Here is a 26,242-nt window from a genome sequence, read left to right on the forward strand (position 1 = left end):
AGCGAATGTTTGATTTCAAACATGTGATGAAATGAATCAAAAATTAAATCCGGATGATGACGATTCCATTTTAAGAAAAATGAAAAGGAGAGAGGATTACGGTTTTTATATTGATTTCTTAAAAAACCCGTTTTATTATTTTGAACAAAATCCTCCTCTGTCATTTATTCCGGGATTTTTGTTCGCTTTCATTGTCTTGACAGCCATTCAAATTGTTTTAACAACTCAGGAATCAGCCGAATATTTTCATCTCATTTCAACATTTCAATCTGTTGAAACAACGCTGCTTTTGACGGCATTCGCTTTCTTTTTACCGTTCATTTATTTTGAAGAAAAACATCAAAAAAAGATTGAAACCGCTGAAGAAAAATTGCCCGGTTTTTTACATGGATTATCTGATTTAATCGCAGGCGGTTTAACACTTCAGGAAGCTTTAACGGAATTTTCAAAGAAAACAAACAAAAATAATCCACTGAATAAAACAAACCAGTCGGATAAAACAAACCAGTCGGATAAAACAAATCGGTCGGATAAAACAAATCCGCAGGATGCAAAATCAAAAAAGAATACGAATGAATCATTTTTTGAAAATGAAATCAATCTGATCGGGTTAAAGATGAAATCCGGCATTCCTTTTGACACTTGCCTTGAAAGTTTCGGAAAACGGTATGATTCAAAACTGATTCAAAGAGCGGCATCGGTGATTTCCGCTGCTGAAAAATCAGGCGGTTTGATGCATTTATCAATTGATGCCGCCGTTTTTGATATTCGGGAAGCGGTCAACCTGAAAAAAGAAAGGGATTCGAAACAATCCGTTTACGGTATCGTTTTATTCATTTCATTCTTATTGTTTATCGGCATAGCCGTTCTTCTGATTCTGCAATTCAACTCCATGAACATGCTTACAACACAAGCAAACACCTTTGAAACCGCTTACGAATCGTCAATACTAATTTATCGAATGCTTTTGATTCAAGCATTCTTTTCAGGTCTCATGATCGGCAAATTAAAAAAAGGAAAAACCGCCGCCGGTTTAAAATACACATTCCTAATGTTGTTTGCCGTTTGGATTTCATTTACAGCAGGCGGCGTTTTTGATATTGTTTGAAAGAAGGATTACAACAATCTTTTTATACCTTAAATCTCTCTTTTGCTGTGCAATTCGAGATTTTCTTGGATTCAGCAACTGTTTTACAATTTCGTTTTTCAATTGCTCCGATAGTGTAGTGGCCAATCATTCAGGACTCTCACTCCTGTAACTCGGGTTCGAATCCCGGTCGGAGCATTTTATTTAATTATTTTCTTTTTGAAGTTCTTCAATCAGTTTTTTTTCGATTTCCAAAACATTTGGGAAAATAATATTCACACCTTTTTTATGAAGCTTTAAAACTTCACGGGCATTTTTCTGAATATGACGTTTAATAGTTCTTCTAAAACGGGGTCGTTAAGATTTATATCCAAATACTTTCCGGAAATATATTTTTCAATACAAGGAAACATATTTTGGATTAAAAAAACTCTGTTCTGCCCCAAAACTTTTCCAAATAAAATCGTATTGCAGTTATTATGTTTTTCGATTTTTCGTTGGTGAATTGTTTCGTATTTTTGAACCCTTGAAGAAATCGGAATAAACCAAAGGATTTCTTTATTTTCTGAATCCTAAAAACATAAATATTGAGGTCTTCCATTAACAAAATCATTTTCAAAGTATTTGTTTTTCATTAAATTTTTATCCGGAAATTTTTCAAAAAAACGATTTGTAATGAAATAAAAGGAATTCGTTGATAATTTCATTTAATCACACCAATAATTGGAAAGAAGCACCGTAAAGATTGTTTTTAAAATAATAACCGGCAATTTATTAGAGGTCCGCCGCCGGCGGAGCGGAGATACATTTCGCATCCGAAACAAATTGTTTCAGCTTTGTAGATTATACAAAGGATTTAACGGAATGAACCCGTTATTTTCAAAAACGATTCATGTCTATAAATATCTTTTTTAATATTTCAAAAAAAGATTCATTCACTCAAAATAAAAATAAAAAAGAATGTAAAAACAAAAAAGGAATGCAGAAAAGACAACTGCTTTTCTGCAATTTTAAAAAAATTAAACAAATTTCGCTCTCTTCGACATATATTTCGGCAGCGCCAAGCCTCTGTAAGGCATACCAGCGATTTCTTTGCCGATTCTGTCGTTGAGTTCTTCAACCGTCATTTCTTGCTGGAACGGCTTGTTCGGCTGGGATTCGGCGCGGATTGTCACGGTCAATTTGCCGGTCTCGGCTTCTTTGTCGCCGATTACGACGGTGTACGGAATCCATTCGGTTCCGGCTTCTCTGACTTTTTTGCCGAGCGTGAGTTCACGGTCATCATAATCAACACGGTATTTGATGGCGGACGCAACATTTTCAGCGAATTCGGTGTGCTTTTCGGAGACCGGAATCACACGAACCTGAGTCGGTGAGAGCCAAACGGGGAGGGTTGTGATTTCTCCTTTGGCGCTGCCCATAGCGGCTTTTTCCAAAAGGCCGTAAATGCAGCGTTCAATGGCACCGCTCGGAGAGCAGTGAAGAACGGTCGGGCGTTTGATTTCGCCGTCGGAATCCGTATAGGTAATGTCGTAGCGCTCCGCGTTTTCAACGTCGATCTGAACGGTTGAGAGTGCGCTGGCTTTGTCGGAAGTGTCGACAAAGTTAAATTCGAATTTCAGGACGAAATAGAAGAAGCGAGTGTCCCACATTTCAATAAGGACCGGCTTGTTGACTTTTTGAACCATCTTTTCGATGAGTTCTTTGTTTTCGTTATAGAAATCCTTGGTAAAGCGAATGGCAATTTCAAAATCATCGAGATCGATTCCGATGTTGTTTAAAACATCAATACAGAATTCGTACTGCTCAAAGAATTGTTCTTTGGCTTCATCCATGTCGCGGCAAAGCGTGTGCATGTCCGGCATTGTGAATGCGCGCAGACGGCGAAGGCCGACCAATTCCCCGCGCTGCTCCTTTCTGAAGCTGTAGCGGGTCATTTCAATCATTTTAAGCGGCATGTTTCTGTAAGAAATCGTCATGTCGTGATTCATCAAGAACTGACCGAAACAGGCGGCGAATCTGAGGAACATATGTCTTTTGTCAGATTCAATGGAATATTGTCTTGCCGGGAACCGATCCAAGTATTTTTTCAATGTCGGATGGTTCATGTCATACATAATCGGCGTTTCGACTTCCATCGCACCGAAATCCGTTACACTTCTTTCAATGACGTAATTTTCAAGAAGTGATTTCATGAGACGGCCTTTCGGATAATATCTCATGTTGCCGGAGTCCGATCCGGGCTCATAATCCGCAAGCTCAAGCCGTTTCATAAGCTCAACATGCGGCGGCGGCGCATTGACCGCTCTGTTTTTGGAAACTTCGTAGTTGACGAATTTCTGAAGTTTTTCATTGTTTTTCAAATCAAAAGAATCGACATCATGCATCACGCCTGACGGATCCATGATTTTGAAATACGATTTGGCAACGCTTTCTGCTTTGAGCGCTTCGGAAACAACATCGCCGTCTTCGGAAAGCTGAACGGTTGAGCCGCAGGCACCGTCTTTGAGTGCGGCAACGCTTCCGGAGCCGCCGACACCGCTTGCGCTTTCCGCCGCTTCATCCACACAAATGTGTTTGGAAAGCTCGGAGAGCGGGTGCCCTTTGCAGCTGATTTGAAACGCTTTGTACCAGCCGAACGGCGCGCGTTTGACAGTGAGTCCGTCCTCTTCGAGTGCTGCCGCGATTCCTTTCAAAACGGAAACGCCGACATCGGGAGCGGAAAGGCTGGAACTGAGGTGAGCGTACGGATAAACCATCACTTTGTCAGACTTCACCTGCTCCAATGTGTTTTTAATCTGTGCGACAGCGGCTGCCACCGTGCCGTCAGAGTTTGCTTCATCGCATTTTTCCACTGCGATGAACGCCGTTAACGCCTCTTCGAGACGTCCGGACTTCATGTCGTCGCTGATTTCCTCAGCGATTTTCGTTTTCTTTTTGGTTTCATACTCGATGTAATCCGAGTGTATGAGAAGCATTTGCATAAAAATTAACACCTGATTTTGAATTTTCAAATATTCTTTTTAAGTCTTAAAGATGGAAATTGAATGCAGTTCAATTATTTAAATATTAACCGAAGAAAAAATCAGTTACAAGGTTCTCGGTTGTTAAAACGGAGGTCAAATTTCAGATTTAATTTAAAAAATGAGGTCGGGTTTCCAATCAATTTTTAAAAATGATGCGACTCGCGCGCAGCGGACCGTAGTCGACAACAACCACAGGCAATGCAGCCCCGTTCATGCAAGTGAATGAGTGTGATAAAAAGAAAAATCAAAGATTTTTATGAAATTCCTTGAGTTCCGCCTTCGTCTCTTCCGGCAAATTATGCCATCTGACGCCTTGAATCGCGCCTTCCAATCCGCACAGCATAGACAGGCAGGCTCCCGGATCGCGCTCGCGCAGACGCAAAAGCGCCTCTTTGCTGCCGACAGCACGCAGTTGATCGGGCGTTTCGATGCCGGCTTCTCTGAGACGCTCGGCTGCGACTTTGCCGATGTTGGGCATATCTTCAAGCTTTTCGTATTGCGTATTTTGCGTTTGAATTTTATTTTTAGAATAACAATCTGCCATTTTCAGCACCTTTCACAAATATTATGCCAACCGCTCTTATTATCGCCATCATTTCCGTTGCCGTCATTCTCACTGCTTTTGCCGTAAATTTTTACCGGCAGATTTGTCCATAATTCTTCACGGGTTTTATTTTCGGTCAACGCTTGAATCACTTCCGGCGCCGGATTTGGATAAACCGTATGAAAATCTTCTTCGCCGAATTCGGGACGGACAACAAAGGCGATTTTTTCATCATTCGGATTCAACGAAAAACGGGCGTCAATGCCTGCTTTGTTCCCGCGCGGGTCTAAACGAACCCAGATGTCCGTTTCTTTAACATAAACACCGCAAAGGCCGTGAAAAATCAGAAACGGTGCCGTTTCATCATCTAAAATCAGTTTTTGATAGCAGAAGCCCGTCGGAATTCCGTTGAGCCGGTAAAGCGCTGCTAATAAATGAGATTTGGCAAAACAGATGCCATGTTTTTCTTTCAAAACTTCCGACGCTTTCAGCGTAACGATTTGTTCGCTGATGTTAGCCGAATGAGAAATTTCGTCGCGGACAAATTCATAGATTCGTTTCATCAAATCGATTTTATCGACAGATTGAGTGTTCAGCCTGTCGGAAACCGCCATAATATCCGAATCAGAAAAGTCAATGATTTCCGTTTCCGCCAAATAATCAGATAAATTTTCGGATTCGGGAATCAATTTCATTTCAATCACAATTTTCATTCTTTCTTAAGGCTGTTTCCGTAAATGGAAGACGACATATTTTTCGGCTCGTCTTTGGATTTTTGATTTTCCGGCTCTTTGGGTTTTTGATTATTTTTCCAAGAGTAAACCAAATAGATGAGCGCGGCAATGATGACGGGAGAAATCCAAAGAATAAAATTGCCGATGAATGAAACCAAAAGGTAACCGATTTCATGAATGTTTTGAACGAAATACGCGGTGTAAATCGTCAATCCTGCGGCTGCTAAAAGAGAAAGGATGAATCCGGCATAAAGCACGGTTTTGGCTTTCTCCGGTTTTTTTCGGGCGGAATAGAAAATTTCCGCAACGACAAGAAAGATAAACCAAATCAAAAACAAATAACTGAAAGCCGTTAATATCGGATCTTCAACAATCATTTTTCAGCCCCGGTTATTTCTTTTTGACATTTTTCGGCTTCGGCAGGTTTTTCGGCGTGAAATACAAGGAATGAACGGCTGCCAGCATAATTGTGATAATGTTAATTCGGATGAAATACGAAAAAACCGTCACGATCCGCCCGCCTTCGGGAAACTCAGTAAAGAAGAACGCGTAAATCGAAAACAGAATCGAGAAGAGAAGCGGAACCGCGATGAGAATGAAACTCTCTTTTTGTTTTCCTTTTCGTCCCAAAAAAACCTGAACGGCAATCAAAATAACAGCCGCTGCGAGCAAAAGCCCGATTTGATTCCATGTTAAAGCAATATCCATTAAAATTCACCAATCCCTTATCCTTTTTACATCCTTCTGCCGTGATACAAAATATAAATTCCCGCTAAAATCACCGTCGGCACATTCATTGCCACGAACACCTGAACCCACAGATAAATCATGCTGACAAAATTCGGCGGCGGCGAATATAAATGAACGCCAATGACGGCCAAAATTGAAATAATAAATGTCAGCGCCGGCAAAATCAAACCGGTTTTTCGGTTTTCGCGCTTGCAAAGAAAAACCTGAAGCGAGAAAAGCAGAATTAAAATAAAGATGAGTGCGATGATGCGGTACATAACTGATTTCCTTTCATTTTTTCAAATCAAGATGTAGAAAAATACTCAAAAGTAGTATTAAAAGTCATCCGATTGATAAAAATCAGCGTTTCTTTCCCGCCGGCAAAAAAGACGCGTCACGCGCTGCCAATTTCTTGCTTTCATTGGCTGAGATCTTTTTGGGAGCACCTGCCGAAAGCTGCTTTGTTTTGCTGCCTGTCACTTGCTTGGTGCTGCTGCCTGCCACTTGCTTGGTGGTGCTTCCGGCAACTTGCTTGGTGCTGCTGCCTGCCACTTGTTTCGTGCCGCTTCCTGCTACCTGCTTGGTACCGTTTGCTGAGACTTGTTTGGTGCCGTTTGCTGCAACCGCCTTTGGCGTCACTTTGCCGGCCGGAAGCTGTGCCGCGCCGCCTGCGATCTGCTTTTTCGGCGTGCTTGTTCGGCTTCCCGGAAGCTGCGGTGTGCGAACGGTAAAAACCGGACCTTCTTTTTTCGGTTGGAGCTGAGGCTGCGCTTTTTGTTTCTCAACCTTTCCGATTTCAATTATTTTAAACGGGAAACCGGCACCGTCACGGAATTCCGTAATTTTGGTGATAAAAAAGTGTTCTTTCACTGCGAAAAGAACCAATTCCATTTTGTCGCCGAGCTCATACGGGGTTTGCATATCCCGAACAACGATTGTAAAATTTTGAAAAGGCTATCCGCTGAATATGATATCGTGAAAGACACGGCCGTCCTTCTTGATTAAATTAATTCGGATATCCCCGTTTCTGAAATTAATCATATTTTACGCTCTGTTTTTAACAAACGATAGAATAACAAGAATATTAAGAATGAGATTATAATATTTATAATGTCTTCACTCTACCTTGTTATACGAACAAACTACAGTAAAAATAATTTTAAACTGTGTTAAAAAGATTCATTCTTTTCAATATCAATATTCAATTCTTCCGCCAGTTTAATCATCTTCGGCGGCAGCTGTTCCCAGCGCCAGAAACCGTGCTTGACATACGCGTCCGAGACGCCCGCTTTTTTCGCCCAATTTGTCAAATATGTTTCCCAGCGGTCCGCAAGCTCCGGATGAATCTCTTTCATGCGTTCATATTCCGCTTGGAACGCTGCAGGACACATCCAGCACCCGATACGCTCTAATCCGTTATCGTAAAGCGAATTGTACGGCAATTTGCGCCAGTGAATGTACAGCCAAACTTCAATCGCGCGCCAATCGCGAATCGGGAAAATATTGAGCTGTCCTTCCACATTCGGATTGATGTCCATCGTCGGGATTTTAGAGCGCATAAACGATTCCTGCCGACGCTTGCCGTCCAAAGACAAATGCGGCTTGCCGTCGCCGAGGCGGTTGCTTGAATTGAGTTTGCAAACTTTACAGCACCAACGGGAATCTTTTGTCGGATGATTCTGAACTTTAAGCGTTTTCCAGAAGTCATCGCCGGCACTCATTTCTTCAAAAGGAATATTTCGGCTTTCACAATAAGAACGCGCGAATTCAACCGTTTCGGGATAATCAATGCCCGTGTTCAAGAAAACAGCCGTAAACGGACGGTGAACCAGTGCCGAGGCCGCCAAATCCAAAACAACAAGACTGTCTTTGCCGCCGCTGAAAGACACAAAGACGGGCTTTTCTTTATTGTCTTTTAAATTCACGGCACCTTTAATCGTATTCATGGCGTCCTTGCCGAGTGCTTTGATATAATCCTTATTCGCAGCGACAACATCATCCATTGTCGGCATTTTATCAGATAAAGCAAATGAAGAAGGATCGTCTGATGTAATGCTTTTCACTTTCAAAATCTGAGCCGCTTTAATTTCCGCATCCGATTTCGTTGACATTGCCGAAGAGGCGCTTTCATTCTCCTTTTTCACGCGGTAAAAATCTTCGCTGTCGGCATGAGAAATACCGTACCCGGTTAAATTGCCGCTGACAATCAAGACCGTCTCGCCCTTTTTAATGCCAGAAGGGAATTCTTCAATCAAATCATAAGTCACATTTTTACCGTTCAAATGCGCTTTTGCTTTTCCGATTTTAACAACGCGCTCGGCAGAAGCGAAATTGTAGGGTTCGTTAAAGAACAGCTTTGATCCTTCAAGCGTCGGCTCAAAAACGAAATCCAAAATTTTCAAATCAAACCGAAGCATCCCGACAACACGACCGTCAGCGATAATTTCCATCGTTTGGTCGTCGCCCGGAATTTTATTCAAAAGAAGAACGCGGTTTTTCAGCGGATTGCATGAAAACAGATCCAACAAATGCTTTTCAATCAAATCATAATCGTACCCTTGCGCAAAACGCACGTCTGCGGGCTGTGACAGCGTGATTTTGTCGCCGTTTGATCCGCAAACGCCGCATTTTTCACCGATGAGCGGCAGATTACACTCACGGCACCAGAATATGAAATCATTATCGTAATGAACGCGGTTGCTGCCGCCTTTCTTAAAATCTTTTTTGCTTGACTCGGAAAGCTTGCCGAGATCTTTGGCGCTGTAACCGTCAGTATATTTCTTGCCGGATGAGTGACTGCCGCCCGATTTGTTATTGACGCCTGATTTGTTACTGCCGTCGGACCGGCTACTATTGCCGGATTGATTATTGCCGCCGCTCTTTGCATATTTCGGAGCTTCTTTTCCGGCTTTTTGCCCCTTTTGTTCTCCGCGGCCTTTAACGCGGTAATTATCTTTTGAATTTTTCTGCATCGGCGGTCTTCTTGACATATTTTCACCGTTCTGTGGATTTATGAAATTGGAATGTATTTCTGCTATTAAAGGCGAACTATTCGGGAAAGCAAAATCCATGAAATTAAAACAATTAAAAAGAAAGCCAACGCATATTTGAATGCGTTTTTATCAAACCGAAATCCGCCGTTTCCGAAAATAATCGGAATCGGACCGATCATGATCATGCCGCTCGTTTTTGAGCGCGGTTCGTCGTCAAAATTAGGATTATTACGTTTTTCATTGAAATCAGAATCGCCTTCGTAATCATTGTGACAATTCATATAATCATCATGACAATTCGTAGAATCATCATTACAATTATCATTACAATTATAATCAGAATCGTTCGGATAAGTTTCGAATCCGGCCGAGTTCATTCTTCGCTTTGCCTGTAAATTCAATCCGATTGTCAATAGAATTGAAAAGATGATTGAAAGAAGGATTGAAACAATCAGCCCCGGCCAAAAGAAATATACATTCACGTCTGCCATTTTTCCTCAAGTTTGATAGGATGATTTAATTTATGATTGTTTTGCAAAGAAATGTTATTATAGACTAAAACCGTCATGTGTTACACTATGTCAGAAAATGACTTTGAAAATACTCAAAATTCACACAATTCCGTTTCAATAGAGAAATCGACTGACCCGGAGCAGCTGTCTTTGGAAAACAAAGAGTTGCATGAAAAGATTAAAGCGTTGACGGAAGAAGTTTCCACTGCTCAAATTGAGAACGGGGAATTGAAAGCAAATGTTCTGAAAATGACGCAAATCATTGAAGACCACCGCTGGGAAATCCGCCGCCTCAAAAATCAAATCGAAGACCTGACGAAAACACCGTTTTTCATCGCCACAGTCATGGAAATCTTTGATGATGAAGTGCTTATCAAATTGCACGGTAACAATCAGGAAATTTTAACGCACAAAGCACCCGACTTTGAAGACGATTTGGAACCGGGAATGCGTGTTGCGGTCAACGGCGCAGCTTATGTGATTATGGACATTCTCAGCCAATCAACAGATGTCCGCGCCCAGGTGATGGAACTCATTCAGTCGCCGAATATCAGTTACGATCAAGTCGGCGGTCTCAGTGACGTCATTCAGGAAGTCATTGAAACAGTCGAGCTTCCGCTCACGCAGCCGGAACTGTTTGAGAAAATCGGCATTGAACCGCCTTCCGGCGTTCTTCTTTACGGAAGCCCCGGAACCGGCAAAACTTTGATTGCCAAAGCCGTCGCGACGCAAGCGAATGCGACGTTTATTCGTATGTCCGGATCCGACCTTGTTCAGAAATTCGTCGGCGAAGGCGCCCGTCTTGTCAAAGATATCTTTGCGATGGCACGCTCAAAGGCACCGACCATTCTTTTCATTGACGAGATTGATGCAGTCGGCGGCACACGAACATTTGACGGCACCAGCGGCTCGGCTGAAGTGAACCGAACAATGCTTCAACTGCTCGCCGAGATGGACGGCTTTGACGGTCGCGGTGACGTTAAGATTATGGCAGCGACCAACAGAAAGGATCTGCTCGACCCCGCGCTTCTCCGCCCCGGTCGTTTTGACCGCGCGATTGAAGTGCCGATGCCTGAAGAACAGGCCCGCCTTGAAATCCTTCAAATTCACACAAGAAAAATGAATTTGGGACAAGATGTTGATTTGGAAAAACTTGCCAAAGAAACGGCAGGATTCAGCGGTGCCGATTTGAACGCTGTTGCCCGCGAAGCCGGCATTTTTGTACTCAGAAGACGCGGCGACACCATAACAATGCAAGATTTAAAAGACGCGGTCAAGAAAGTTAAAAAAGACGAAGAAGAAAACAAATTGAACGCGCCGAATGATATGTTTGCTTAATGCAAATGTATCAACTTCTTTTATTTCCTTTTTTATTTCAAAATGTGATTTGTTTTTCTATTTTTAAAAAATCGTGACTCGTTTTTTAATTTTTTAAGGTCTGTGCGGCTCGCGCGCGGCGGCTGACCGGCAGCAGCAAACAGCAGCAGCAATGCAAACGGATAAAGTAGCAACAACGCAAACAGTAAGGTAGCCGCGGCTCCGTTCGCGCAAGCGAACGGGTGTGATAAGAAAGAGCAGATGCACGCAGCAAAACAGACAGCAAGTTGGCACAGTAAAGTAAGAAAGATGAGGTGAAAATAAATTAACTTGAAAAATCAGTTTTAAGTTTTTGCTGTATCCGATGAGTACGAATCCGCAAATTTCCGTTCCTCTCTTCGCTTTGCTCAGATCGAAATCCGATTCGCTGCTTCGCACCGCCCGGGAACGAAAATTAGCGGGTGGTAGTTTGGAGTTTCCATAAATATTATTGAGAAACGGTTTCCGATGAATTTGTTTTTTGAGAGCGAGAAATCCAATCGTAATACAAAAAGAAACTGACGATACCGCCTTTATGTGTTACTTTCAGGGCTTCAGGCCATTCTTTATCGCTGATTTTATCGCATTCGGCCCAAAATTCGGCTTTTCTTTGGCGCTCTTCTTCAATCCATTTTTCTAAATTTTCCGCGCCGTTGTCTTTGATGTAATCATAAATTTTGACGAAGTCGGCTTTGGCTTTCATTTCTTTAGAAGAAATGCGGCGTTTTAATGCTCCGGGAAGAACGACGGCGCCTTGATTGAGCGTTGTTTTGCCGTCTTTGTGTTCAAAATAGAAAAGCTCAAACGGGTTTTTGCCGAGAAGCTCTTTGCCGGTTTTTTTAACATCTTCGGCGTTGTTGAGATAAACTGCGAGAAAAGCGTTTCCGCGATTGAAACTCTCTTTGATTGCATGAAGAACTTTTTCATCTTCAAAAGTGTGTTTGCCGATGAAAACGATTGTAATATCGGTTTCATTTAAAAGTCCTGAAAGATCGGTGATTTCTGCATTTTGAAAAGAGTCGGGCGAACAGAGATTTGAAAGGTTTGAACCATTTGAAACTTTTGAGCCGTTTGAAACATTTAAGCTGTTTGAAATATCATCCGATTGTGAATTAAAAATGTCGGAGACTCTTTGAAAATCATCGGAATCAAAACAAATAAACGCTTTTTCAATCATATACCATCACCCAAACCGTCTTTCTGAAACAGCTTTCGCTGTGTGATGAGAAAACAAAAAATAAAAAATGATGCTCCAGTCGGGATTTGAACCCGAGTCTTCGGCTCGAAAGGCCGGAATGATTGGCCGAGCTACACTACTGGAGCATATTGGATATGCCATTCGTTTTTTATTTAAAGAGGTTCACGCTTCCTTATTTTAGGGCTTGTGAACAGAGCATAACAAGGAATCGCTGGTATATATACATTTTGGTTATTCCGTCCGCGATTCCTTTTTTATTTAAATAAGAATCAATTGAATGATTTATAAAAATAAAAATTAACGAGAACAAAATAAACAAAAAAAGAAATTGTTTTGAGAAACGTTTACACGTTAATCAAAAACAAGATCTCCATCATCTTCATCGGCAAATTCATACTCGCCGGCTTCCATTTCTTCAAGGAATTCGGGCGGCATTTCAACTTCGCCGTGTTCGGGTTCTGCCGCATCGCTGTTGTAACCCATCGCCGCATAAAGCTGCTCAGGAGTTTCATGGAGATTCATAATCCAAAACGTTAATGCGGGACAATATTCGGGACGACACTCGCCAATGCAACCGGTGCACGGGGAGAACATGCCCTTCACCATCAAAACATCGTAATTTCTTTTGCGTTCTTCGGCGACCGTCTTTAAAAGATAAGTCTTCGTTCCGCCGGAAACGGCTTCTTCACGAATAATCTGATCCGAATCCAGCAATTTTTTCAAAATGCGGGAACATTTGCGGCTGTCAATACTCAGCTGTTTCCAAATTTCATTCTGATAAACACCGCCGGGCGTATCTTTAATCAAATTGTAAACACGCGTTTCAATGTCAGCACCGTCATCAGATTCCGCAGCTTCGGCTTCCTTATCCTTTTTGCTTTTTCGGCCGGGCTTTTTCGCCGGAGCAGCCGTTTCACCGATATCAGAATCAACCGCAACGTTGTCAGCTTCAGCGTCATCCGCTTTTGCCTTGCGCGTGTATTTGCGCTTGGGCGCAGGCTCTTCCACTTCAACAGCTTCTGTCGCCGGTTCGGCTTCCTCTGCCGTCTTGGACTTGCGCGTTGTTGAAGCTCTTGTTTTTTTGACAGGTTCTTCTTCGGCCGGAACGGTTTCTGCAGCTTTAGGCTTTCTTCCGCGTGTCTTCTTGACAGGCTCTTCTGCAATTACTTCCGGCTCATCTTGAGCGGCTGCCGCTTTGGTTGCGGCGGTTTTCGTTGCAGCGGTTTTCGTTGCAGTAGCTTTAGTTACAGTAGCTTTAGTTGCAGTAGCTTTGGTTGCAGTCGTTTTGGCGGCTGTTGTTTTGGATGTTGCGGTCTTTTTTGCAGGTGCCGTTCTTTTAGCGGGCGCCTTTGCCTCTTCGGCCTCAACCACGACAGCTTCCGCTTCCTCGCTTTTGGTACTCTTTTTCTTTGTACTCTCTTTTTTAACAGTTGTGCTCATGATGTTCTCCTTTGAAGATTTAGCTTAAGTATTCGGAAAAAACCGACAGCTAAAGAGAGCTTGAGAGTTTATTCATCGACCGGCGTAATCAAAATGATATTATTGCCTCTCAAAACGACTGACTTGAGTGATCTTTCCTTTTGGCCGTTGACGATTTCAAAGGTGTCAACCAAATGGAGATTCATGTAGTCATCTACCGTACTGAGTGTTCCTTCAAGGAGGTTGGTGTCGCCTTTCATTTCAACAAGAACACGTGATCCGACAATTTTCTGAACTTTTTTATTTGGGAACAAAATAATCCCTCTCTTTTTGACTTGGATAAAAATCGATTCAATGCGAAAATCTGAAATTTTTCTCAAAATATAAATTTTAAAAAAAGAATTTAGATTCCGGCATTTAAAATTGCATTTATTGCATATAAATGTTTATAGATGAAGCATAAATGAAGCATAGACGAGGCACAAATAAAGCGGATACGTTTAAGCGTATCCGTCCAACACGGTGCTGTCGCTGTCTGCCGTTCCTTTGGAATTTGCTTTCGGAACGGATTGACCTTTAATCTCACCGAATTTGCTTTCATAATCTTTGACATTTTGCGTGAGCCAGCGGGCAAGTTCTTTGGCCGCCACCGGAGAGAGAATGACTTCTGTTCCGATTTTGCGCTGAATTTTTTTAACGCCGTTTCTCTGACCGAGCTCCGGATCATCATTGTAGAAACTGACTCTGAAATCGTAGATGTTGTTGACACCGATTGCGCCGATGGCGTAAAAACGCTTAAAGTCTTCCTCTTTGGAAACTTCAATTACAATTTCAATCGGCTGTCCGGGTTGTGCCGGCACATTTTGAGGAGTATTTTCGTCCGTCATGATATCGCCTGTTTTTATGAATTCGAATAAGTTGATTGAATGATTTTACATTATTTAAGTATGTTTCATATATTCTCTATATATTACGTTTTTTGACAAATATTTCGGTGATTTGTTTCAACAATTCAATCATTTCAACAATTCAATAATTCAGCAATTGTAACCGTTTCAATGACTTTATTGTTTTCAGCCGCGTATTTTCACGCGCAATTCTTTCGCTTCTTTTGCCAACCCGTCTTTCTTCATTGTTTTGGCAATCAGCTCCACCGCTTCCAAATTTCGAACAGCGTCTTCCAAATAGGAAAAAACGTCACCGACATAAGCCGTAATACCGTATTCGGATTCAAGTTCCCGAATGATTGCAATCGGCTCAAGTCCTTTCATTCGAAGCAACAGAATTCTTTCAGAAAACTTCCGCTCGGCACAGCCGCAGTACGGCGATTCCTTGCAGGAACAGACAAACATATCGCTTGCGAAATTGAGAAGCAGTTTCTGATATTTCGGGCTGACTTCCCTTAAAACAGCACCGTCAAAGATAATATCTAAAAACGCCCCTTGGAAAACACGAGACGGCAGATTCATTCGAAGATCTTTGGAAATCTGTTCGGCATATTTGAACGTCGCGCCCGAGAAAAATTCTAAATTCGTAATGATGCGAAGCGCTGAAATATTCGCTTTGATGGAATCCGTAATCATGAATGTTTTTGAAACCGACAGGAAATGCGCCGACGCAATTTGTCCGAGTTCTGTTTGAGTCACATTTTGTCCTTTGAGTTCAATGAAACGATATTTCTGAAGCTTGAGCAGCATTATATTTTCATTGATTGACCCGAACATTGTTGACAATATTTTCATTAAATCCGATTTGGAAGACGTGACTGAAACAGAAGCTAACAACTCTTCCAATTGATTTTCTTCATTATAATCGAAATCGTCATCTAAAAGTGTTCCTTTCAAAAGCCCGACCGCGATGTCTTCTTCGGATTCCTTAGTTCCCGACGAATATGATTTCCCGGGAACCGGCATTAAAACAACAACGCCGCGATCATGGTAATCCGGACGTCCGGCACGGCCGCTCATCTGCAAGAAATCCTGAACGGTCAGCCAATCAATGCCCATTGCCAAGGATTCAAAAATAACTTGCGACGCCGGAAAATCAACGCCTGCCGCAAGTGCCGCTGTTGTGACGACAGCCGGAATTTCGCCTTTTCCGAATTTTGTTTCAACGATTTTTCGCTCGCGCTGATTCAATCCGGCATGATAATAAGCAGACGGCATCGACAGTGAATTTGAAAGGGTTTGGCAATTGGCGCGTGAGTTTGTGAAAATAATCGTTTGCCCGCGATGTCCTTTGGATGACTTTTGATTCCATTCGTCTTGAATCAGCTGTGTCATCAAACGGTTTTTTTCATGTTCCTGAACAAAAACCAAATGACGGTCAATCGGAACGGGGCGATGTTCGTAAAGAACGAGATTCGCGCCGAGTTTTTCGGCAAAATAATTCGGATTGCCGACGGTTGCGGAAAGATAAATGAATTGCGCGTCCGGCACTGTGTAACGCAGTCGTGCGATGAGACCGTCTAAGCGATGGCCGCGTTCGGTGTCGGTGAGCATATGAACCTCGTCAATGACGACCGTTCCGACCTGACCGAGCGCATCAGCGTTGCCGAGGCGGAGAAGATGGTCGATTCCTTCGTATGTGCCGACAATGATATCGGAATCGAGCGTCTTTTTCATGAACGTTGTTTCTTTGGTTTTAATCATCTCGGCGCCGATTCGAATGGATGTTTTGAGTCCGATTTCGTTGTAGCGCGTTGTGAATTGATCGTATTTCTGGTTGGCAAGCGCAACGAGCGGAACGAGGTAAAGCATTTTTCCTTTTTTGGAAAGAACGTTTTCAACGCCTGCGATTTCGCCGATGAGCGTTTTTCCGGTGGCTGTCGCTGAGACGATCATTAAATTCTGATGTTTCAAAAGACCGGCATCAACGGCCAGCGACTGAACAGGCATGAGGTCTTTTGATTTTTTGAGAAGCAGATCTTTTAACCGTTTGTGAATCGGAAGCGATTTAATCGGCGTTTTCTTTTCGTCTTTGGAAGAGACGACCGTATCGTATTTTGTTGTCGCGTCATCTAAATGATCGGCGTTGAGCATGGAAAGCGTTTTGTCAAAATCTTTGGTGCGGTCCATGACGCGGTCAAAGAAATCCATCGTGGAATCACCCATATGATGCTTAGAATTGCGAAGCGCTTTTTTGAGCTCGTCTTTTGCGCAATCGGGGCAGATGAATTCTTTGCCGTATTTGACGGATGATTTGTTGAGAAAATTGAAGCGTTTTTGAAGGAGGCAATGGCGGCAGATTTCAACGACATCGAATTTCGCCTGATACGCTTTGAACATATCTTCAAGTTCGCCGCGGTTTTTGGCCGACGTTTCTTTTGAAACCATAATCCGGTTTGCCTTTTTCAAAAGTTCGATAAAATCCTTTGTCGGGTAATATTCTTCATCGGTGAGCACTTTTCCGTTTTTCTTCAAAACCCGAATTTTATGCGGGCGGAATCCGGCTGTATTTTGTTTCAGCTCCAGCTCCCCAACCCACAAGGGCTCCCGTTTTTTGTCAACAATGACCATGACCGTGAAAGTTTTTCCCTTCCCGGCAAAAAGGATCCATAACATTTGATATCTCAAAAGCGGAAGGGGTTTAAATATTTTTCATAGTTGAAAACCGAGAAACGGATTTTAAAAGATTTGAAAACCATAGCAAAACTTTTGAAATTTAAAAACGAGGGATGCATTTTTTGAATTTGTAAATACCCATGAGGCTCGCGCGCGGCGGTGCGGCAGCAAAACGGAAACGGTAAGGTGGCGACAGCAAAACGGAAACGGTAAGGTGGCGACAGCAAAACGGAAACGGTAGGTAACAGCAGTAACGCGAACAGAAGGTAGCAGCAGGAACGCGAACAGAAGGTAGCAGCAGGAACGCGAACAGAAGGTAGCAGCAGGAACGCGAACAGAAGATAGCAGCAGGAACGCGAACAGAAGGTAACAGCAGTAACGTGAACAGAAGGTAGCAGCAGTAACGCAAACAGAAGGTAGCAGCAGTAACGCAAACAGAAGGTAGCAGCAGTAACGCAAACAGAAGGTAGCAGCAGTAACGCGAACAGAAGGTAGCAGCGGTAATGCGAACGGAAGGTAGCAGTGTCCACGTTCGCGAAGCGAACGGCTGCCATTAAAATGAGCAGATGCACGCAACGATGCAGACCCACATGGAAATAAGATTTGACACTAACTCCGCTTCTTAGTTTTTGCTGTATCGGCTGAGTACGAATCCGCAAATTTCCATTCCTCACTTCGCTTTGCTCAGCTCGGAATGAAAATTAGCGGTGGTTGAAGGGGGTTTAAAATTAAAAAGAAAACGGAAAATTAAACCTTTCCCGCTTTCAAAATTTCACACACATTTTCGACTTCTTCTCTAAACTCCTTGTCGGAAAAACCTAAAAGATTTGCTAAATACATGGCACCCCCAGCGCCGGCGCCTTCTTTGATTGTTCCTGTATCGTATCTTTGGATTCCGGGAAGTCTTGATTTGCCGAAACCCGGGTCGGAAATGTAAGCCTTGAAACCGAGGTCTTTGGAAAGATCACCGAAGTTGGCGGTTTCGTCTTCCATGACGTATCTCGTGGTTGCCAAATCTACGTTTTTGAGGTTGACGCCCATGTGTTTCGCGACAGCGTAGACGGCGGCCATTTGTGTTCCGCCGGCCATGATAATATTCATATCAGGATCGTAGTCTTTGAATCCTGCAACAATTCCTGCAACGGCAGGCATCATGGGATCGCCGAGGAGTTCGACGGCTCTGAGCGGGTCGTCTCTGAGACTGCCGACAATGATGTTGTTCTTTTTCATCGCGTCGCTGACGACTTGGCATTTCAGCTCAACGGGATTGATGTCGGCGCTGCTGCTGACGCGGGCGTTGTAGCCGAGCGCGATGAGAACGCCCATTGCAGTCGTTGTGCCACCGGGCGTGCTTTCGCCGATAATCGGGTGGTCGGTGGTCGGCGCGAGTTCGTATCCGATTTTTCGGCCGCTTTCAAAAATCGCTTTCGGATCGTGAACGGCGATTCCGGTGGTGATGTCTTCGCCGACAGCTGCGTCGGTGGTGTACATCGGAATGGAATCATCCGGCAGAATCATTAAACCGGCATTGACGAAGGCGTAGGGAACTTTTGTCAGATTGAGAGCGGAGCGTGTAATCACAGCGGGCGTCGGCGTATCGTAAGGCGGTGTCATGGGCATCACGGGAACGCTGATAATGTTTCCGGTGTGCATCAATTCACTGTCGCCGGCCGGCGTGTAAACGGTTAATTCCGCCGTTTTTCCGGCAGCCGAAAGACCGGGAATCTGCGATGTTTTCGTGTTTGATAAAACGCAGACATAAAGCGGCTTTTCAGCTTTGCATTCGGGTTTTGGTGTCGTCCAACTCATTCTAATCATCCCCATTCATTCAAAAACAATCTGCAATCATAATTCTGATAAAATAAACAAGTAATAAACAAGTGGAATGTAATAAGGGGATTTTTGAATATTAACCCTCCGTTAAATAAATTTGAAAAAAATGAAAGTTTAATTGATTTGAAAATTGATTTGAATAAAGAATTTGCTATTTTATTGTTATTTTATTGTTATCCCTTTATTTTTCTTTCAACATTTTTACACTCAATTATTTCGATAGTGGTCGACACATACTGTGTAAAAAATAACTTTTTTTGATTGATGCCGACGATTTCAGAAAAAATGCGAAAATTTATGTTGAAGAAGTATGATTTGTTTGATTTATATCATTCATTTCATTATTTCATTATTCTTAATTTCAACATTTCCTTTTTTCACCCGGCGGCTGAATTATGACGGAAGAAACTGCAGAATACATGGCTTCAAAGAAACTGAAGAAGCAAAAAATTGATTATTCGCTTTATCTCGTGACCGACAGGTCATTCTGCCCGCCTGATAAATTCCTGCATCAAATCGAACAAGCCGTTCTCGGCGGTGTTTCAATCGTTCAGTTGAGAGAAAAAGACGCCTCTTCATTGGAATTTTATAATCGTGCGGTTGAAGTTTCAAATTTGTTGAAAAATATGTGCAGTGTCAGCGGCTTGAAGATTCCTTTTTTGATTAATGACCGGCTTGATATTGCATTGGCTGTTGATTGCGACGGTTTGCATATCGGACAGGAAGATTTACCTGTTTCTGTTTGCCGGCGGTTGTTGGGGCCGGATAAGATTCTCGGAGTTTCCGCGGGGTCCGTTGAAGAAGCGGTTTTGGCTGAGAAGGAGGGGGCAGATTATTTGGGTGTTGTCGCTTTTTCGACGGGGACGAAGCCGGAAGCTGTTGAAGTTTCTTTAGAGATGTTTAAAGAGATTCGAGAGGCTGTTTCTATTCCTATAGTGGCGATTGGGGGGATAAATTTGGAGACTATTTCTTTATTGTCTGGTTTAAGGATTGATGGGGTTGCTGTTGTGTCGGCGATAATGGGAAGTGAAGATGCTAAGGAAGCGGCTGAGAAATTAAGTAACTTAATCGAATCATTCTGAATTTATTATATTTATCCCCTGAGTCTGTTATTTTTTAAAGACGAAGACAATTTGTTTAAATATTACATCTTTTCTTTTATACCATAGAAATAAATTAATTTCAAAGAGATATCATTTTTATTTTGAGGTATTTGCATATGAAAAGTAATTTCAGCTTTTTGGAAAAGGATTGGCCTGAGCTTGCTAAAATCGGACAACTGGCTGAACGAAATCTCTATGATGATACTAATACGGCTCTTTTAAAAATGGGCATTTTTTCAGAGAAACTTGTCCAATACATTTTAGCAATGGAACATATTCGAGAACCGGAAGGATATGAAAATACTGCTGCAAATCGAATTTCCATACTTAAAAGAAGCGGTTTACTGCCTCGCGAGATTTCCGATATTCTTCATGTTTTGAGACAAAAGAGAAATGATGCAGCTCATGACAATTATGAATCAGAAACAGCTGCTCAAGCAATGCTTCAATTCACATATCAAATATCGGTTTGGTTTTATCAAACGTATAAAACATTTGCTTTTAAGCCGGACCCGTTTTTTTTACCGGAAAATGAACAAGTTTCAATTGAAGAATTGAAAAAACAAACAGAATTAGCAGAACAAAGGACTCAATATTTAGAGCAGGAGCTTGAGAAACTCCAATCAATCAAATTGCCGACAAACATTGAAGAAAGAATTAAGATTTCAACTGAAAGTGCTCAGCTTATTCACAAAACCGAAAAACAAACACGTATTTTAATTGACGAACAATTAAGAGATGCAGGATGGGAAGCTGATTCGGAAGAATTGACATATGCAAAGGGTGTTCGTCCGCAATCAAATAAAAATATAGCTATTGCGGAATGGCCGACTGATTCGTCGGTCAGCAAAAGCGGATACGCAGATTATGCTTTATTTATAGGTCTTCAATTGGTCGGAATTATTGAAGCTAAAAAAGAGTCTAAAGATGTGTCATCGGATTTAGATTATCAATGTAAAGAGTACGCTCAAAATATTAAGAAAGAGCATGAAGAATATGTGTGTTGGCAATCCGATAAGTATCGTGTTCCTTTCCTGTTTGCAACAAATGGCAGACCGTATCTGAAACAACTTTCAACGAAATCAGGGATTTGGTTTTTAGATGTTCGCCGTGAATCAAATGCTCCAAAAGCACTTCCGAATTGGTTCTCACCTCTAAACATAAAAGAGATGCTGGAAACAAATATTTCCGAAGCAAATGAAAAAATGAAGACGGAAGATGAAAGATACTTAACCGACCCGAACGGGTTGAACTTGAGACCTTATCAGGTTGAAGCGGTTGAAGCTTCGGAAAAAGCAATTATTGAGGGGAAGCAGTCGATTCTTCTTTCAATGGCCACGGGAACAGGAAAAACGCGTACCGTTCTTGGAATTATGTATAAAATGCTCAAGAATAAAAGATTTAAGAGGATTTTGTTTTTGGTTGATCGTAATCCGCTTGGTGAACAAGCCATGGATACATTTCAAGAAGTGAGATTGGAGGAGTTTACGACTTTAGATAGCATATATAATATCAACCCCCTGGGTCTTAAAAGTGGTATGATTGAACCTGAAGTGAAAGTTCAGATTTCAACGGTTCAAAGCCTTGTTCAACGCATATTGATTGCAGATGAACCGACAGTTTTTCCGGGCGATTTTGATTTGATTATTGTTGATGAAGCTCATCGCGGTTACATTTTAGATAAAGAAATGGATGAAGATGAGTTGGTATTTAAAAACCATAAAGATTACATCAGTAAATACAGAACAGTTTTGGAGTATTTTGATGCTGTCAAAATTGCATTAACGGCGACGCCTGCACTTCATACAACAGAAATATTCGGATCTCCCGTATTTAATTACGGTTATCGCCAAGCCGTTATTGAAGGATATTTGATTCCTTATGATCCGCCTATTAATGTAAATACGGAACTAAATACCCAAGGAATTCATTATAAAAAAGGAGAAATTCTTCCGAAAATTGATGCTGTTACAGGAGAACTCTTAAATAGTGATGAGTTAGAAGATGATGTTGATTTTGAAGTTGAGAAATTTAATAAAGATGTCATTACTGAAAGTTTCAATCGTACTGTTCTTTACAATATTGCTGATGAATATTTAGATTTTTCAAGCGATGAAAAAACTTTGATTTTTGCAACCAATGATGCTCATGCTGATCTGATTGTTCAAATTTTGAAAGAATATTGCAGTGAGAGAAATTTCAGCCATGAATCGGTTATGAAGATTACCGGAGCAACCGGCGGCGGTGACTCTAAGAAAACTCTCAAAGCAATTAAACGCTTTAAGAATGAAAAATATCCGAATGTTGCTGTGACAGTTGATCTTTTGACAACAGGCATTGATGTCCCGTCTATCTGTAATTTAGTTTTCTTGCGCCGTGTGCGCTCTCGTGTTTTATATGAACAGATGTTGGGACGCGCAACACGCAGATGTGATGAAATCGGAAAAACCAGTTTCAAGATTTTTGATGCTGTCGGCATTTATGATGCATTGAACAGTGTCAGTACGATGAAGCCGATTTCCTCGAATCCTCATGCGACGATTGAGCAATTGATTCAAGAATTAGACGGCATTCATGACGAGAGGGTTCTTCGAAATCAGATTCAAGAAATTGCTGCGAAATTGCAGAGAAGTAAGCGGACAATTTCTGATGAGAACTTGGAGAAATTCAGAATAAAAACAGATGGGTTGATGCCGGATGATATCATCAAGGGTTTACTTCAGCCGGATGTTTCAAAGTCGTATCAGTTCATTCAGGAAAATTATGATTTTTTGATTTTGCTTGAAAAAAGTAAAGAAACAAAACAGCGTTATATTGCAGTCTCCGATAAACCTGATTCCTTCCTTTCATTTACTCACGGTTATGGGAAAAATCAAAAACAGCCGCAGGATTATTTAGAGGAGTTTAAAGAGTTTATTGATATTCATAAGGATAAAATTCCAGCTTTGATGATTGTTTGTACACAGCCGGCTTCCTTAAAGCGGGATGATTTGAAAAAGCTTCAATTGATTTTGGAAGAGAATCAATTTTCGGAACATGAATTGAACGCTGCTTGGAAAGAAATGACAAATGCAGACATTACGGCTGATATTATCAGCTTCATTCGAAAGGAAGCACTTGGCATTGAGCTTGTTGATCATAATGATCGGATTCAAAGAGCATTTCAGGAACTCAAACAGAAACACACTTTCAACAAGAGGCAAGAGAATCTTTTGAATAAAATTGAAAAGCATTTGCTTCATGAGAGTGTTTTGGATGCTCAAACGTTTGACGAAGCTCCGACTTTTAAATCTTCCGGAGGGTTCAAAATGGCCGATAGTGTTTTTGGCGGTCAGTTGAACCAAATCATTTTTGACTTGAACAGTCTTATGTACGGGATGAAGGGACTCTAATGAATAATCAGGAAATTGTTGCGAAATTGTGGAATTTGTGTAATGTCCTCAGAGATGACGGTATTACTTACCACCAGTATGTTACTGAATTGACTTACATTCTTTTTTTGAAAATGGCAAAAGAGACGGGAAGTGAATCCAATATTCCCGAAGCTTACCGCTGGAATCAGCTTGTTTCTAAGGAAGGAATTGAGCTGAAAAGATTCTATAATGAACTTTTAACCAACCTCGGTGACAAGAGTACCGGAAAAATTCAGCAAATTTATGCGGGTTCTCGTTCCAACATTGAAGAACCCAAAAATCTTGAAAAAATCATCAAAACAATCGATCAATTGGATTGGTATTCCGCCAAGGAAGAGGGGTTGGGTAATCTTTATGAAGGTCTTTTGGAAAAGAACGCCAATGAAAAGAAATCCGGTGCCGGCCAATATTTCACGCCGCGTGTTTTGATTGATGTGATGGTTGAACTGATTGATCCCAAACCGGGAGAACGCTGTAATGACCCGGCCTGCGGAACTTTCGGGTTTATGATTGCTGCTGACAGGCATATCAAAAATAAAACGGATGATTTGGCTGACTTGCCCCAAGACCAACAGGAATTCCAAGTTAAAGAAGCTTTTACCGGTGCGGAACTTGTTCATGAAACGCATCGTTTGGCTTTGATGAATGCTCAATTGCATGATATTGAAGGCGAGATTTATTTAATTGATACTTTATCAAGCGCCGGTGAAAATTTAAAGAATTTTGATGTTGTTTTGACCAATCCGCCATTCGGGACAAAGAAAGGCGGCGAGCGCGCAACCCGAACGGACTTATCATATTTGACAAGCAACAAGCAACTTAACTTTTTACAACACATTTACCGCAGTTTAAAGAAAGACGGCAAAGCCAGAGCCGCCGTTGTTCTTCCCGATAATGTTCTTTTCGCCGACAATGATGGTGCTTCCATTCGTGCCGACTTAATGGACAAATGCAATCTTCATACAATTTTAAGACTTCCGACCGGCATTTTCTATTCCCAGGGCGTTAAGACGAATGTTTTATTCTTCACCCGCGAGCCGACCGAAAAAAACAACACAAAAGGTGTTTGGTTCTATGATTTGCGAACAAACATGCAATCTTTCGGCAAAACAAGCCCATTAAAACATGACCATTTTGAAAACTTCATCAAAGCTTACACCGCCGAAGACAGAACAAAAATCGAAGATGAGCGTTTTTCATATTTTACACGTGAACAAATTAAAGAGAAGAAAGAAAGTCTTGATCTCGGCCTGATTCGTGATGATTCCGTTTTAGATTATGATGATCTTCCTAACCCGATTGAAAGCGGTGAAGAAATCATCGCAGATTTGGAAGAAGCCATTAATTTGATTCAAAGTGTTGTGAAAGAACTGAAGTCGTTGGAAGGGAAGAACCAATGAATTCTAAAGAGGTGAAAAATATTCCAAGCAATTGGACTATTACGAATTTGGGTTCTATTGCAAAATGGGGTTCAGGAGGAACACCATCTCGTAAAAATCCTGAATTTTATTCTGGAACTATTCCATGGATTAAAACAGGAGAACTTTCAGATTCATTTATTTATGATAGTGAAGAGAAAATAAATCAAGACGCAATAGATAAATCAAGTGCAAAACTTTTTCCCAAAAACTCTGTATTAATTGCAATGTATGGTGCAACCATTGGGAAATGTGCAATATTAGGAGTGGAAGCTACAACAAATCAGGCTTGTGCTGCCGCGATTGTGAATGATAACATTTACTACAAATATTTATTTCATTATCTTGTTTCACAAAAAGACGCTTTTTTAAAAAAGGGAAAAGGTGGAGCTCAACCAAATATTTCACAAGAAATTCTTAAAGCTCATCCAATACCAATCCCCCCCTTTCCTGAACAACAAAGAATTGTTGACCGGATTGAAAGTTTATTTGAAAAACTCGACCAAGCGAAAAAACTCGCTCAAAAAGCTCTTGATCAATTTGAAGAAAGGAAAGCTGCCATTCTTCATAAGGCTTTTACAGGAGAGTTGACGAGGGAATGGAGAAAAAATCACAACTTTGTTTGTGATTTCTCAACATCGTTTGACAATGATGTAATTCTTTTTGAAATTCCTGATTGTTGGATTTGGACTACATTTGGAGAGATAACAACAATAATTGGTGGAGGAACCCCTCCTTCAAATGTAGATGAATATTATGAAAATGGTACAATTCCGTGGATTTCCCCTTCAGATTTATCAAACTACAAATCAAAATATATCTCCAAAGGAAAAAAGAATATTACTGAACTGGGTTTATCAAAAAGTTCTGCTCGTTTAATGCCAAAAGGAACAGTTTTATTGTCTTCTCGTGCACCGATTGGATATGTTGCAATTGCTGAAAATGAATTATGTACAAATCAGGGATTTAAGAGTTTTTTGCCCAACTTTCATTATCTTCCCCTTTATTTGTATTATTACTTGATTTTTATGGGAGAAAGATTAGAATCATATGCTAGTGGAACAACATTCTTGGAATTATCTGGGAAAAGAATTTCTCAAATTGGATTCCCGGTTCCACCTATAGAAGAACAAGAAAGAATTGTTTCAATTTTGGATGAAATCTTTACATTCGAAGACCAGTCTAATGAACTAATTGATGTAATTGAACAGATAGATTTAATTAAAAAATCGATACTTGCTCGCGCTTTTAGAGGGGAACTTGGAACAAATAACCCCAATGAAGAAAAAATGAACATTTAATCTGGAAGTGAAT

At 41.4% G+C, this 26,242-nt stretch carries 23 protein-coding genes, 2 tRNA genes and 1 pseudogene; 7 read left to right on the plus strand and 19 right to left on the minus strand.

Going from position 1 to position 26,242, the window contains the following annotated elements; all coding sequences use genetic code 11:
* Nucleotides 1–31: 31 nt before the first annotated feature.
* Entirely contained in the window at nucleotides 32–1,108 is a 1,077-nt protein-coding gene (locus C7391_RS00375; protein WP_133516570.1) for a hypothetical protein, read from the plus strand.
* Nucleotides 1,109–1,212: 104 nt separating this feature from the next.
* Nucleotides 1,213–1,285, plus strand: a tRNA-Glu gene (locus tag C7391_RS00380).
* A 98-nt stretch (nucleotides 1,286–1,383) separates the two neighbouring features.
* Here the strand turns inward: C7391_RS00380 and cptIN are convergent.
* The 10 genes and pseudogenes from cptIN to C7391_RS00425 all read right to left on the minus strand — a co-directional run.
* Nucleotides 1,384–1,647 (minus strand): annotated as a pseudogene (cptIN, locus tag C7391_RS08635) (type III toxin-antitoxin system CptIN family toxin); the annotation flags it as partial.
* 459 nt (nucleotides 1,648–2,106) lie between these two features.
* Complete coding sequence (locus C7391_RS00385; protein ID WP_133516571.1) at nucleotides 2,107–4,071, minus strand: threonine--tRNA ligase; 1,965 nt, start codon at nucleotides 4,069–4,071, stop codon at nucleotides 2,107–2,109.
* 286 nt (nucleotides 4,072–4,357) lie between these two features.
* A complete protein-coding gene (locus tag C7391_RS00390; protein WP_133516572.1) occupies nucleotides 4,358–4,657 on the minus strand; it encodes a TfoX/Sxy family protein in 300 nt (99 codons plus the stop codon).
* A gap of 2 nt (nucleotides 4,658–4,659) precedes the next feature.
* Nucleotides 4,660–5,352, minus strand: a complete 693-nt coding sequence (locus C7391_RS00395; RefSeq protein ID WP_133516877.1) for a transglutaminase-like domain-containing protein — start codon at nucleotides 5,350–5,352, stop codon at nucleotides 4,660–4,662.
* 14 nt (nucleotides 5,353–5,366) lie between these two features.
* Nucleotides 5,367–5,768, minus strand: a complete 402-nt coding sequence (locus C7391_RS00400) for a hypothetical protein (protein WP_133516573.1) — start codon at nucleotides 5,766–5,768, stop codon at nucleotides 5,367–5,369.
* Nucleotides 5,769–5,781: 13 nt separating this feature from the next.
* Nucleotides 5,782–6,099, minus strand: coding sequence for a hypothetical protein (locus C7391_RS00405; RefSeq protein WP_133516574.1), 318 nt, complete (start codon nucleotides 6,097–6,099; stop codon nucleotides 5,782–5,784).
* A gap of 26 nt (nucleotides 6,100–6,125) precedes the next feature.
* The gene (locus C7391_RS00410; RefSeq protein ID WP_133516575.1) at nucleotides 6,126–6,398 is read right to left on the minus strand and encodes a hypothetical protein; all 273 of its coding nucleotides are present in this window, start codon (nucleotides 6,396–6,398) and stop codon (nucleotides 6,126–6,128) included.
* An 82-nt stretch (nucleotides 6,399–6,480) separates the two neighbouring features.
* A complete protein-coding gene (locus C7391_RS00415; protein WP_133516576.1) occupies nucleotides 6,481–7,041 on the minus strand; it encodes a bacteriophage T4 gp5 trimerisation domain-containing protein in 561 nt (186 codons plus the stop codon).
* Nucleotides 7,042–7,289: 248 nt separating this feature from the next.
* Nucleotides 7,290–9,110 (minus strand): phosphoadenosine phosphosulfate reductase domain-containing protein, encoded by a 1,821-nt coding sequence (locus tag C7391_RS00420; protein ID WP_166627334.1) that lies wholly within the window; start codon nucleotides 9,108–9,110, stop codon nucleotides 7,290–7,292.
* A 47-nt stretch (nucleotides 9,111–9,157) separates the two neighbouring features.
* A complete protein-coding gene (locus C7391_RS00425; protein WP_133516578.1) occupies nucleotides 9,158–9,604 on the minus strand; it encodes a TIGR00304 family membrane protein in 447 nt (148 codons plus the stop codon).
* 87 nt (nucleotides 9,605–9,691) lie between these two features.
* On the opposite strand from C7391_RS00425, the gene C7391_RS00430 reads away from it, so the two are divergent.
* On the plus strand, nucleotides 9,692–10,963 hold the full coding sequence (locus C7391_RS00430) for a proteasome-activating nucleotidase (RefSeq protein WP_133516579.1): 1,272 nt from the start codon (nucleotides 9,692–9,694) through the stop codon (nucleotides 10,961–10,963).
* Between the two features lie 93 nt (nucleotides 10,964–11,056).
* On the opposite strand, the gene C7391_RS08185 is transcribed toward C7391_RS00430, so the two are convergent.
* The 9 genes from C7391_RS08185 to cobT all read right to left on the minus strand — a co-directional run bounded on the left by C7391_RS08185 (nucleotide 11,057) and on the right by cobT (nucleotide 18,970).
* Complete coding sequence (locus C7391_RS08185) at nucleotides 11,057–11,209, minus strand: hypothetical protein (protein ID WP_166627335.1); 153 nt, start codon at nucleotides 11,207–11,209, stop codon at nucleotides 11,057–11,059.
* Nucleotides 11,210–11,429: 220 nt separating this feature from the next.
* Nucleotides 11,430–12,158 (minus strand): TIR domain-containing protein, encoded by a 729-nt coding sequence (locus C7391_RS00435; RefSeq protein ID WP_133516580.1) that lies wholly within the window; start codon nucleotides 12,156–12,158, stop codon nucleotides 11,430–11,432.
* A gap of 71 nt (nucleotides 12,159–12,229) precedes the next feature.
* Nucleotides 12,230–12,304 (minus strand) — tRNA-Glu (locus C7391_RS00440).
* A gap of 226 nt (nucleotides 12,305–12,530) precedes the next feature.
* A complete protein-coding gene (locus C7391_RS08405; RefSeq protein ID WP_208107030.1) occupies nucleotides 12,531–13,619 on the minus strand; it encodes a helix-turn-helix transcriptional regulator in 1,089 nt (362 codons plus the stop codon).
* A gap of 68 nt (nucleotides 13,620–13,687) precedes the next feature.
* Nucleotides 13,688–13,912, minus strand: coding sequence for an LSM domain-containing protein (locus C7391_RS00450; RefSeq protein WP_133516581.1), 225 nt, complete (start codon nucleotides 13,910–13,912; stop codon nucleotides 13,688–13,690).
* Nucleotides 13,913–14,098: 186 nt separating this feature from the next.
* Nucleotides 14,099–14,485 (minus strand): DUF3467 domain-containing protein, encoded by a 387-nt coding sequence (locus C7391_RS00455; RefSeq protein ID WP_223610928.1) that lies wholly within the window; start codon nucleotides 14,483–14,485, stop codon nucleotides 14,099–14,101.
* A 186-nt stretch (nucleotides 14,486–14,671) separates the two neighbouring features.
* Nucleotides 14,672–17,161: a DUF5814 domain-containing protein gene (locus C7391_RS00460; RefSeq protein ID WP_133516582.1), complete on the minus strand. Its 2,490-nt coding sequence runs from the start codon at nucleotides 17,159–17,161 to the stop codon at nucleotides 14,672–14,674.
* 8 nt (nucleotides 17,162–17,169) lie between these two features.
* Nucleotides 17,170–17,733: a hypothetical protein gene (locus tag C7391_RS00465; RefSeq protein ID WP_133516583.1), complete on the minus strand. Its 564-nt coding sequence runs from the start codon at nucleotides 17,731–17,733 to the stop codon at nucleotides 17,170–17,172.
* Between the two features lie 175 nt (nucleotides 17,734–17,908).
* On the minus strand, nucleotides 17,909–18,970 hold the full coding sequence (gene cobT, locus C7391_RS00470) for a nicotinate mononucleotide-dependent phosphoribosyltransferase CobT (protein ID WP_133516584.1): 1,062 nt from the start codon (nucleotides 18,968–18,970) through the stop codon (nucleotides 17,909–17,911).
* Nucleotides 18,971–19,389: 419 nt separating this feature from the next.
* Between cobT and thiE the strand changes: the two genes are divergently transcribed.
* The 4 genes from thiE to C7391_RS00490 all read left to right on the plus strand — a co-directional run bounded on the left by thiE (nucleotide 19,390) and on the right by C7391_RS00490 (nucleotide 26,229).
* Nucleotides 19,390–20,076, plus strand: a complete 687-nt coding sequence (gene thiE, locus C7391_RS00475) for a thiamine phosphate synthase (RefSeq protein ID WP_208107031.1) — start codon at nucleotides 19,390–19,392, stop codon at nucleotides 20,074–20,076.
* Between the two features lie 137 nt (nucleotides 20,077–20,213).
* On the plus strand, nucleotides 20,214–23,489 hold the full coding sequence (hsdR, locus tag C7391_RS00480) for a type I restriction-modification system endonuclease (RefSeq protein WP_133516585.1): 3,276 nt from the start codon (nucleotides 20,214–20,216) through the stop codon (nucleotides 23,487–23,489).
* Nucleotides 23,489–24,910, plus strand: a complete 1,422-nt coding sequence (locus C7391_RS00485) for a class I SAM-dependent DNA methyltransferase (protein ID WP_133516586.1) — start codon at nucleotides 23,489–23,491, stop codon at nucleotides 24,908–24,910. The genes hsdR and C7391_RS00485 overlap by 1 nt, the downstream gene beginning before the upstream one ends.
* A complete protein-coding gene (locus C7391_RS00490; protein ID WP_133516587.1) occupies nucleotides 24,907–26,229 on the plus strand; it encodes a restriction endonuclease subunit S in 1,323 nt (440 codons plus the stop codon). The genes C7391_RS00485 and C7391_RS00490 overlap by 4 nt, the downstream gene beginning before the upstream one ends.
* The last annotated feature ends 13 nt before the right edge of the window (nucleotides 26,230–26,242 follow it).

The organism is Methanimicrococcus blatticola (genome assembly GCF_004363215.1).
Lineage (GTDB): Archaea > Halobacteriota > Methanosarcinia > Methanosarcinales > Methanosarcinaceae > Methanimicrococcus > Methanimicrococcus blatticola.